This window comes from Pseudomonas sp. (genome assembly GCF_032058845.1).
Taxonomy (GTDB): Bacteria; Pseudomonadota; Gammaproteobacteria; order Pseudomonadales; family Pseudomonadaceae; genus Aquipseudomonas.
Genome location: NZ_DAMCCR010000125.1, coordinates 1 through 10345 on the forward strand (window position 1 = coordinate 1; position 10345 = coordinate 10345).

10 protein-coding genes are annotated in these 10345 nt (G+C 65.1%); all 10 read right to left on the bottom strand.

The window, feature by feature from the left end; genetic code table 11:
* Positions 1–231: 231 nt before the first annotated feature.
* On the bottom strand, positions 232–996 hold the full coding sequence (locus RT028_RS18050) for an SDR family oxidoreductase (protein ID WP_409567298.1): 765 nt from the start codon (positions 994–996) through the stop codon (positions 232–234).
* A 5-nt stretch (positions 997–1001) separates the two neighbouring features.
* Positions 1002–2213 (bottom strand): O-succinylhomoserine sulfhydrylase, encoded by a 1212-nt coding sequence (locus tag RT028_RS18055; protein WP_312936515.1) that lies wholly within the window; start codon positions 2211–2213, stop codon positions 1002–1004.
* A 15-nt stretch (positions 2214–2228) separates the two neighbouring features.
* Positions 2229–3734, bottom strand: coding sequence for an amidophosphoribosyltransferase (gene purF, locus RT028_RS18060; RefSeq protein WP_312936517.1), 1506 nt, complete (start codon positions 3732–3734; stop codon positions 2229–2231).
* A 41-nt stretch (positions 3735–3775) separates the two neighbouring features.
* The gene (locus RT028_RS18065; RefSeq protein WP_312936519.1) at positions 3776–4330 is read right to left on the bottom strand and encodes a CvpA family protein; all 555 of its coding nucleotides are present in this window, start codon (positions 4328–4330) and stop codon (positions 3776–3778) included.
* 133 nt (positions 4331–4463) lie between these two features.
* Positions 4464–5123 carry an SPOR domain-containing protein gene (locus tag RT028_RS18070; protein ID WP_312936521.1) on the bottom strand — a complete coding sequence of 220 codons (660 nt, stop codon included), beginning with the start codon at positions 5121–5123 and terminating at the stop codon, positions 4464–4466.
* The gene (folC, locus tag RT028_RS18075; RefSeq protein ID WP_312936522.1) at positions 5107–6414 is read right to left on the bottom strand and encodes a bifunctional tetrahydrofolate synthase/dihydrofolate synthase; all 1308 of its coding nucleotides are present in this window, start codon (positions 6412–6414) and stop codon (positions 5107–5109) included. The genes RT028_RS18070 and folC overlap by 17 nt, the downstream gene beginning before the upstream one ends.
* On the bottom strand, positions 6414–7307 hold the full coding sequence (accD, locus tag RT028_RS18080) for an acetyl-CoA carboxylase, carboxyltransferase subunit beta (RefSeq protein ID WP_312936524.1): 894 nt from the start codon (positions 7305–7307) through the stop codon (positions 6414–6416). Before accD ends, folC begins: the two co-directional genes overlap by 1 nt.
* A 247-nt stretch (positions 7308–7554) precedes the next feature.
* Positions 7555–8175, bottom strand: a complete 621-nt coding sequence (locus RT028_RS18085; protein ID WP_312936526.1) for a phosphoribosylanthranilate isomerase — start codon at positions 8173–8175, stop codon at positions 7555–7557.
* Positions 8176–8231: 56 nt separating this feature from the next.
* Complete coding sequence (truA, locus tag RT028_RS18090) at positions 8232–9086, bottom strand: tRNA pseudouridine(38-40) synthase TruA (RefSeq protein WP_312936528.1); 855 nt, start codon at positions 9084–9086, stop codon at positions 8232–8234.
* A gap of 129 nt (positions 9087–9215) precedes the next feature.
* The coding region (locus RT028_RS18095) for a FimV/HubP family polar landmark protein (protein WP_312936530.1) at positions 9216–10345 on the bottom strand (1130 nt) is incomplete at its 5' end.

The window sequence follows — 10345 nt, forward strand, 5'->3', positions numbered from 1 at the left end:
AACCGCCGACCCTCTGCTTGTAAGGCAGATGCTCTCCCGGCTGAGCTAATCACCCGTGTGTAACGTTTGCTTCGCTGAGGCCGCGAAATTTACGCAGGTAGTGATGCTAAGTCAATACCCCCATTGGATTTTTTTCAAAAAACGTTGCTGAGGCAGTCAGCCCGACAACGCCCTCCACGGCCTGGAAAACGCAACGGGGCATCAAGCCCCGTCGTTTACGCGCAGACGGCCTCAGGTATAGATCATCTTGCGCGTCATACCGCCATCGACCACCCACGCCTGACCTGTGACGAAACCCGCCTGGCGCGACAGCAGCCACGCCACCAGTGCAGCCACGTCCTCCACCGTGCCCACCCGCCCCACCGGGTGCTGGGCATGCTCGCTGTCGCTGAGCGGCTCGGCCTTGCGTTGCGAAGGGTCGCGCGCATCGACCCAACCCGGGCTGACCGCATTGACGCGAATCTCCGGCCCCAGGCTCACCGCCAGGGCATGGGTCAGGGCGACCAGGCCGCCTTTGCTGGCGGCGTAGGCTTCGGTGTCGGGCTCCGACTGCTCGGCACGGGTCGAGCTGAGGTTGACGATGGAGCCGCCGTGCGCCCGCAGGTACGGTGCGCAGTGCTTGGCCAGGAGCATGGGCCCGGTGAGATTGACCGCCAGCGTGCGGTTCCATTTGGCCAGTGACAAGGTCTCCAACGGCCCGTTGTCCGGGTTGGCAATGGCCGCATTGCACACCAGCGCGTCCAGCCGTCCGAACTGCCCGAGCACCTCGGACACCCCTGCCCTGACCTGCCCCTCATCGGCTACGTCCATCAGGATGAACCAGGCATTGTCACCCAGGGCCTTGGCCACTTTCGAGCCGCGCTTGCGATCGACGTCGCTGAGCACCACCTGCCAGCCTTCGCAGATCAGCCAGGCCGCAATGCCCAGCCCGATGCCGCGGGCGGCACCGGTGACCAGGGCGACACGACCGTTGAGGTCAGGGTCGGTCTGCTGCAGTTCGATCACAGCGCGGCCAGCCCCCGCGCCAGGTCGGCCTGGATGTCGACCAGCTCTTCAAGGCCTACCGCCACGCGAATCAGGCTGTCACGGATACCGGCGGCCTCGCGCTCCTGGGGCGACAAGCGACCGTGGGAGGTGGTGGCCGGATGAGCGATGGTGGTCTTGCTGTCACCCAGGTTGGTGGTGATCGAGATCATCCGCGTCGCGTCGATGAAACGCCACGCGGCCTCCTTGCCGCCGGTGACCTCGAAGCTGACCACCGCGCCGAAGCCGCTCATCTGCCGCTTGGCCAGTTCATGCTGCGGATGGCTGAGCAGGCCTGCGTAATGCACCCGCTCGATGCCCGGCTGCTGTTCCAGCCACTGCGCCAGTGCCTGGGCGCTCTCGCAGTGCGCACGCATGCGCAGGCGCAAGGTCTCCAGACCTTTGGTGAAGATCCAGGCGTTGAACGGGCTGAGGGTTGGCCCTGCGGTGCGCAGGAAGCCCACCACTTCTTTCATGTGCTCGCTGCGCCCAGCCACCGCACCACCCATGCACCGGCCCTGGCCGTCGATGAACTTGGTGGCGGAATGGAAGACGATGTCTGCGCCCAGCTTGAGTGGTTGCTGCAGCGCCGGGGTGCTGAAGCAGTTGTCCACCACCAGCAGCGCGCCGCCGCCATGGGCGATCTCGGCCAGCGCCGGGATGTCGACCACCTCGGACAACGGATTGGACGGTGACTCGACCAGCAGCAGGCGGGTGTTGTGCTTGAGCGCCGCCTGCCACCCGGCCAGGTCGGCCAATGGCACGTAATCGACCTCCAGGCCAAAGCGCTTGAAATACTTTTCAAACAGGCTGATGGTCGAGCCGAATACGCTTTGCGACACCAGTACATGGTCGCCGGCGCTGCACATCGACATGACGATGGCCAGGATCGCGGCCATCCCGGTCGAGGTGCCGACTGCCTGCTCCGCCCCTTCCATCGCGGCCAGACGCTCTTCGAACGCCCGCACCGTCGGGTTGGTGTATCGCGAATAGACGTTGCCTGGCGTTTCGCCTGCAAACCGGGCCGCGGCATCGGCCGCGGTACGGAACACATAGCTGGAGGTCAGGAACAGCGCTTCGCTGTGCTCGGCTTCCGGCGAGCGTTGCTGGCCGGCGCGGACCGCGAGGGTGCCGAAGCCGGCCCCCTCGAGGTCACTGTCCAATCGTCCGGCATCCCATTGATCCGTCATGCCACCGCTCCCTGATCAGTTGTTGTAGAGGTCGATGATCGCGCTGACGGCCTGGTTCTGCACCTTGGCCATGTCATTGCGCGCCTGCTCGATGCGATCCAGATAGGCATCGTCGATGTCGCCGGTGACGTACTTGCCGTCGAACACCGCACAGTCGAAATGCTCGATCTTGATCTTGCCGCCACCGACCGCCTCGATGAGGTCCGGCAGGTCCTGATAGATCAGCCAGTCGGCCCCGATCAGCTCGGCGACCTGCTCGGTGGAACGGTTGTGGGCGATCAGCTCATGCACGCTGGGCATGTCGATGCCGTACACGTTCGGGTAACGCACGGCCGGGGCGGCCGAGCAGAAATACACGTTCTTGGCACCGGCTTCACGGGCCATCTGGATGATCTGCTTGCACGTGGTGCCGCGCACGATCGAGTCATCGACCAGCATGACGTTCTTGCCGCGGAACTCGAGTTCGATGGCGTTGAGCTTCTGACGTACCGATTTCTTGCGCGCCGCCTGGCCCGGCATGATGAAGGTACGGCCGATGTAGCGGTTCTTGACGAAGCCTTCGCGGAACTTCACGCCCAGGTGGTTGGCCAGCTCCAGCGCCGCAGTGCGGCTGGTGTCCGGAATCGGGATGACCACGTCGATATCATGCTCGGGGCGTTCGCGGCGGATCTTGTCAGCGAGTTTTTCGCCCATGCGCAGACGCGCCTTGTAGACCGACACGCCGTCCATGATCGAGTCAGGACGGGCCAGGTAGACATGTTCGAAAATGCACGGCTTGAGCTGCGCGTTGGTGGCGCACTGGTGCGTGTAGAGCTGGCCTTCTTCGGTGATGTACACCGCTTCACCCGGCGCCAGGTCACGGATCAGGGTAAAGCCGAGCACGTCCAGGGCCACGCTTTCCGAGGCGATCATGTATTCCACGCCATCGTCGGTGTGGCGTTGCCCGAACACCACCGGACGAATGCCGTGGGGGTCGCGGAAGCCGACGATGCCGTAGCCGGTGATCATCGCAACTACCGCATAGCCACCCACACAACGGCTGTGCACGTGAGACACCGCTGCGAAGACATCCTCTTCGGTAGGCTGCAGCTTGCCGCGCACGGCCAGCTCATGGGCGAACACGTTCAGCAACACCTCGGAATCCGAGCTGGTATTGACGTGACGAAGATCCGATTCGTAGATCTCCTTGGCCAGCTGCTGGACGTTGGTCAGGTTGCCGTTGTGCGCCAGAGTGATGCCGTAGGGCGAGTTGACGTAAAACGGCTGCGCCTCGGCGGACGTGGAGCTGCCAGCGGTTGGATAGCGCACATGGCCGATGCCCATGTGGCCGACCAGCCGCTGCATGTGGCGCTGCTGGAACACATCGCGCACCAGGCCATTATCCTTGCGCAGGAACAAGCGGCCGTCATGGCTGGTAACGATACCGGCAGCATCCTGGCCGCGGTGCTGGAGGACCGTAAGCGCGTCATACAGCGCCTGATTGACGTTCGACTTACCGACGATACCGGTGATGCCACACATGCGACGCAACCCCTACTTTGATGAATCTTGAGTGGAACGCGCTAGGGCTTCAGGGGCCCGAGCAACTGCTCCTTGAACGGAAGATCAGCGGGTGCGCTGACCCCACTGGACATCCACTGGCCGGTGAAACCCAGGATCAGGTTTTTCGACCAGTCAGCGACCAGGAGAAACTGCGGTACCAGGTGAGACTCCTGCCACCACGTGTCCTGCTCCACCGGGCCCAGGCTGAGCAGGCCCACGGTGACGACCACCAGCAGCGCACCGCGCGCCGCGCCGAACGCCATGCCCAGAAACCGGTCGGTGCCGGAAAGCCCGGTGACGCGGATCAGCTCGCCGATGAGAAAATTGAGCATGGCGCCTACCAGCAAGGTGGCGACGAAGAGAATGGTACACCCTGCAATGACCCGCGCCGAGGGCGTCTGGATATAGGGTTCGAGGTACTGCGCAAGCGCCCCCCCGAACATCCAGGCGACGGCGCCGGCCACGATCCAGATGAGCAGCGACAGGGCTTCCTTGACGAAACCGCGCTTGAGACTGATCAGTGAGGAAACGGCGATGATCGCGATGATCGCCCAGTCGACCCAGGAAAATGCCACGGAGCTGCCTGCAGAGGTTTGAGGCGGCGCATTTTATCAGAGCAGGAAGCTGGGAGTAAGCGGAATGTCAGCGCGGCGGTGGTGCACTGATCTGCCATCACCTCAGCGCGATGGCAGGTTCATGCCGCGTGTTTCAGCCGCGCTCGGGCTGGAAACGCACCACAATGCCCTTGAGCTGGTGCTGGCGATTGATCACATCGCGCAGGCGCTCGGCCTCGGCACGTTCGATCACCGGGCCGACGAACACCCGGTTGAGCCCATCGGCGCTGCGGATGTAGGCGTTGTAGCCTTGGCTGCGCAGGGTGCTCTGCAGCTTGTCGGCGCCAGGGCGACTGGACAGGCTGGCCAACTGGATCGACCAGCTCACGGACAGGCCGTTCGGATCGACCTTGGCCGTTGCGGCAGGCTTCTGCGCTGGCTGGGCTGCCGGCTGAGTGGCTGGCTGGCGTGCAGGCTCCTGAGTGGGCGCGACCTTGGCCACAGGCGCCTGCGGCTGGACCTGTGGAGAGGGCCTGATGGGTTGGCTGGGCGTTGTCACGGGCGCATTCGACTCGCTGACGACCACGGGCGCCTGTGCAGGCTCGTCCGCCAGGGCCTGCGGCTCCGGCACGGCCACCTCTTGCACCTGAACATCCTTCAGCCCGGGCGCGGCGGGTGCCTGCGGCGCCTCGACATGCACCTGGCGAATTTCGTCCTGACGGGTGAACAGCATGGGCAGAAAGACCACCGCCAATGCCACCAGCACCAGCGCACCCACGATGCGCTGCTTGACGCCTTTATCCAACACTGCCATCTCCCCCATCCTCCGGAACCTGCCGCTCGAGCCATTCAAGCGCCTGGGCAACACAGAAGAACGATCCGAACAGCAGTATCTGGTCGTCCGCGGTTGCCAGCGCGCACTGCTCTTGCAGAGCAGCATCGACGCTGGCGTAAGACTTCACCGCGGCGCCAAGGTTCGTCAGGGTTTGGGCCAGTTCTGCGGCCGGCCGGCTGCGCGGGGTGAGCAACGGCGTTACGGCCCAGCTGTCCACCAGACCCAACAGCGGCGTGACCACGCCGGCCAGGTCCTTGTCGGCCAGCAACCCGAACACCGCGCGGCGCTTGCCGGCGAGCGGGCGCTGCGCCAGCCGGGATGCCAGGTAGTGCGCAGCGTGCGGGTTATGACCGACATCGAGCAGCACTTCGACGCGCTTGCCAGCGCAGTTGACGATGCGCCGATCGAGCCGGCCCGTGACACGCGTAGCGCTCAGCGCCTGGGCGATCCGTGCAGGGTCCCACGGCAGGTCCATCAGCGCGTAGGCCTGCAGCGCCAGGGCCGCGTTGTCCATCGGCAGGTCGAGCAGCGGCACATCACGCAACTCGACGGCTTGGCCGTTGGCACGCACGCCCCGCCAGTGCCAATGCACCGCGTCGATCGCCAGATCGAACTCGCGGCCGCGCAGGGAGAACGGGCACCCCAGCTCAAGGGCCTTGTCCAGCAACGGCTGAGGCGGATCGAGATCACCACAGAGCGCAGGCTTGGCGCGACGGAAGATACCGGCTTTCTCGAACGCCACCGACTCGCGACTGTCACCCAGGTATTCGATGTGGTCGACACCAATGCTGGTGACCACGGCGATGTCGGCGTCGACCAGATTGACCGCATCCAGGCGCCCTCCCAGGCCCACTTCGAGCACCACCGCATCGAGATGGGAGCGGCTGAACAGCCAGAAGGCTGCCAGCGTGCCCATCTCGAAGTAGGTCAGGGTGATGTCGCCCCGCGCAGCCTCGACCGCCGCGAAGGCCTCGCACAGCTGCGCATCCTCAACGTCGATGTCATCGACGCGCACCCGCTCGTTGTAACGCAGCAGGTGCGGCGAGCTGTACACCCCGACTCGCAAGCCCTGGGCCTTGAGCAAGGCGGCAATGAAGGCACAGGTCGAGCCCTTGCCGTTGGTACCGGTTACCGTGACCACGCGTGGCGCAAGCGGCCCTAGCTGCAGGCGCGCCAGCACCTGCTGCGAGCGTTCCAGCCCCATGTCGATGGCGGCCGGGTGCAACTGCTCGAGGTAGGCGAGCCAGTCGCCCAGGGTGGTCGGTTTCATCACGCGACTGCAGCCACTTCCCGCGCTTGTTCCGGCGTTTCCTGACCGGTCATCTGCGCCAGCAGACGCGCCAGCCGTGGGCGCAGCTCTTCGCGGGAAATGATCAGGTCGATGGCACCGTGCTCCAGCAGGAACTCCGAGCGCTGGAAGCCCTCGGGCAGTTTTTCCCGCACGGTCTGCTCGATGACGCGTGGGCCGGCAAAGCCGATCAGTGCCTTGGGCTCACCGACGATCACGTCGCCGAGCATGGCCAGGGAGGCAGAAACACCGCCGTAGACCGGGTCAGTCAGCACGGAAATGAATGGAATGCCTTCTTCCCGCAGGCGTGCCAGGGCCGCTGAGGTCTTGGCCATCTGCATCAGGGAGATCAGCGCCTCCTGCATGCGCGCGCCGCCGGAAGCGGAGAAGCAGACCATCGGGCAACGGTGCTCGAGTGCGTAGTTGGCCGCGCGCACGAAGCGCTCGCCGACCACCGCGCCCATGGAGCCACCCATGAACGAGAACTCGAAGGCGCTGACCACGATGGGCAGGCCCATGAGGGTGCCGCTCATGGAGATCAGTGCATCGTGCTCGCCGGTCTGCTTCTGCGCAGCGGTGAGGCGATCCTTGTACTTCTTGCCGTCACGGAATTTCAGACGGTCGACCGGTTCCAGCTCGGTACCCAGCTCGGCGCGGCCTTCGGCATCCAGGAAGATGTCGATGCGCGCGCGCGCGCCGATACGCATGTGGTGGTTGCACTTGGGGCAGACGTCGAGGGTCTTTTCCAGCTCCGGGCGATACAGCACAGCTTCACAGGACGGGCACTTGTGCCACAGGCCTTCGGGTACCGAGCTTTTCTTCACCTCGGAACGCATGATCGATGGGATCAGCTTGTCTACCAACCAGTTGCTCATGCTGTCTTTCTCCAATAGTGGATGGCGGCGGGCGTAACCTGTGAAGTGGTCCGCTCGCCCCGTCCTTGAACTCAAAATTCGTCATTACAACCGTGCAGCCGCCCAGGCCGCTGCACCTCGATAAAATGGGTCGGTCCGCGCCGGTCGCAACCGGCAGGCCCCTGTCCACGACGCCGGCCCCATACCCGGCAGCCCATGGCCGCGAATGCTATGGACGATGACGCCCGGCGCCCCGTCACATTCGCCCTCAGGCGCTGCGTACCGCCTGCAGGAATGCCTGGATCTTCCCGGCATCCTTGATGCCCTTGCCCTGCTCCACCCCCCCGCTGACATCCACCGCCCACGGTTTGACCCGAGTGATGGCCTCAGCGACGTTGGCAGGCGACAGGCCGCCTGCCAACACCACCGGTTTGCTCAACTGCGCGGGAATCAACGACCAGTCGAAGGTTTGCCCTGTGCCACCCGGCACACCGGCCACATAGGCGTCGAGCAGCAGGGCGCTGGCACCGGCGTAGCGCTGGCAAGCCGCCTCCAGGTCATCGCCGGGGCGCACCCTGAGCGCCTTCATCCAGGGCCGGCCATGGCCGTCACACTGCTCCGGCGTTTCGTCGCCATGAAACTGCAGCAGGTCGAGCGGTACAGCGTCGAGAATCTCCCCCAGCTCGCAGCGCGATGCGTTGACGAACAGACCGACCGTGCTGACGAACGGCGGCAGGGCACGGATGATCGCGCGCGCCTGCTCGACGCTCACCGCCCGCGGGCTCTTGGCATAGAACACCAGGCCGATGGCATCGGCGCCGGCGTGTGCGGCGGCAAGCGCATCCTCGACACGGGTGATTCCACAAATCTTGCTGCGAACGTTGCTCATAAGCGGCGAACCCTGGCAAATGCAGGGGCGGATAGTAGCAAAGGAAGCCAGCTCCGTCAGTCGGCCAGTGCTTCATACCCCGTCAAGAAGTGTGGGCCGATGTATCGCTGCGGCAGCACATAAGGCTCGGGGTATTCGACCTGCACCAGATACAGCCCATAGGGATGGGCCGTCACGCCGCCGGCACGGCGGTCGCACCCTTCCAGCACCTCCCGCGCCCAGGCCACGGGACGATCGCCGGCGCCAATGGTCATCAGCACTCCGGCGATGTTGCGCACCATGTGATGGAGAAACGCCGTGGCACGGATGTCGATCACGATCATGCGGCCATGACGGGTCACGCGCAGGTGGTGAATGTGCTTGATCGGCGACTTGGCCTGGCACTGGCTGGCGCGAAAGGCGCTGAAGTCATGGGTACCCAGCAGGCATTGCGCGGCCTCGGCCATGCGTTGCACATCCAGAGGGCGATGATTCCAGGTCACTTCCTCGGCCAGATGAGCCGGCCGAATCGGGTCGTTGTAGATCACATAGCGGTAGCGTCGCGCGTTGGCCTTGAAGCGGGCATGAAAATCTGCAGGCATGGGTTGGGCCCAGCTGACGCTGATGTCGTGAGGCAGGTTGTAGTTGGTGCCCATGGTCCAGGCACGCTCGTCGCGCACGACACGGGTATCGAAGTGCACCACCTGACCACAGCCATGCACACCGGCGTCGGTGCGTCCGGCGCAGAGTACCGTGATGGGCTCGTTGGCGACCTTCGACAAGGCCTGCTCCAAGGCCTGCTGAACACTGGCCACACCGCTGGCCTGGCGCTGCCAGCCGCGGTAGCGCGAGCCCTTGTATTCAACGCCCAAGGCGATTCGGGTCAAACCTTCGGCGGCCGATTCGGCCGCGTCGTTGGCGGAGATGTTCAAGAAAAACGGACCTGTAGCTGAAACAAGGGCGCGATTGTATCAGGGCTGCGCGGCCGGGAAATGCCTGCCCGGCACGTCAGTGCCGGCACCGATTCAGCCTGGCAGGCGAACCGGCGCCGCACAGGCGCCTCAGGCGAGTCGCGAGAGCAACGCCTTGGCCTCTTGCCGCTGCCCGTCGTCGCCATCCTTGAGCACCTCGTCGAGGATGTCCCGGGCGCCCTGGCTGTCGCCCATGTCGACATAGGCGCGGGCCAGGTCAAGCTTGGTGGTGACCTCATCGGTGCCGGAGAAGAAGTCGAAGTCCAGGTCATCGACGGGGTCATCCGCCTGAGCCATGCCAGTGTCCAGCGGTGGCGACTCCAGGTCCTGGGACAGCTTGTTCAGCTCGGCATTGACGTCGTCGACTTCGGAAGCGAAGTTGCGCGCCGCCGGGGAGTCGTCATCCAGCGACATCGACAGGTCGAAGTCGTCCGAAAGATCGGCCGCAGGTGCCGCCGCGCCTGCCGTAGCGGCGGCTGCGGAAGTCTCGGCGACATCCAGGTCGAAGTCGTCCAGCCGGTCGTCCGCCTGGGCCGATGCCTCGCCCACAGGCTGCAGTGCCTCCAGCTGTGCCTGGGCCAGAAGCGTTTCGAAGTCATCGTCGTCGTGCTCGGCCAGGCCCGGTTCCACCGCATCCTGGGTGCCGAGTGCCGGCCCGAAGTCGGCAACCGGTTCGACCGCCGCAAGGCGGCTATCGACGGCGGTACGGTCGCTGACGGCTGGCGCCGGCTTGTCCAGGCTCAGGTCGAAGTCCTGGTCCAGCGACGCGGGCTCGATCGGATCGAGCGGGCCGTCGAGATCAAGCGACAGGTCCTGGGTGGGTGCGGCTTGCGCCTGGGTGGCAGCGGAGGGCTGCTCGTCCAGCAGGCCTTGCACGTACTGCTCATCCATCTCTGCCGCCAACGCCGCCGCACTCAAGCCGGTCGCCAGCGCCAGCATGGCCGGATAGCGCGACTTCAAGGCGTCGACTTCGGCGCGGTGAAACTCGTCATTGGGCAGTTGCTGCTCGTGCCCGGAAAACGCGTCCTGATCGCCTTGGCGGGCATAGACCTGCATCAGCAGCAGGCGCGCATCGCTGCGACGGGGGTAGGCTTCGACCAGCGGCTCGAGCACCTGGGTGGCCTGGTTGAGCTGACCCGCCCTGAGGTGCTGCTGCGCCTGGGCGATGCCTTGAGCGACCGGATCCTGTTCGGCAACGGGGGTGGCGGCGCCCTGGGCGG

Bases quoted from the DNA above. Each gene is read 5' to 3' on its own strand.
- purF (WP_312936517.1), bottom strand. From the start codon at position 3,734: ATGTGTGGCATCACCGGTATCGTCGGTAAGTCGAACGTCAATCAGGCG.
- RT028_RS18085 (WP_312936526.1), bottom strand. From the start codon at position 8,175: ATGAGCAACGTTCGCAGCAAGATTTGTGGAATCACCCGTGTCGAGGAT.
- accD (WP_312936524.1), bottom strand. From the start codon at position 7,307: ATGAGCAACTGGTTGGTAGACAAGCTGATCCCATCGATCATGCGTTCC.
- RT028_RS18055 (WP_312936515.1), bottom strand. From the start codon at position 2,213: ATGACGGATCAATGGGATGCCGGACGATTGGACAGTGACCTCGAGGGG.
- RT028_RS18070 (WP_312936521.1), bottom strand. From the start codon at position 5,123: ATGGCAGTGTTGGATAAAGGCGTCAAGCAGCGCATCGTGGGTGCGCTG.
- folC (WP_312936522.1), bottom strand. From the start codon at position 6,414: ATGAAACCGACCACCCTGGGCGACTGGCTCGCCTACCTCGAGCAGTTG.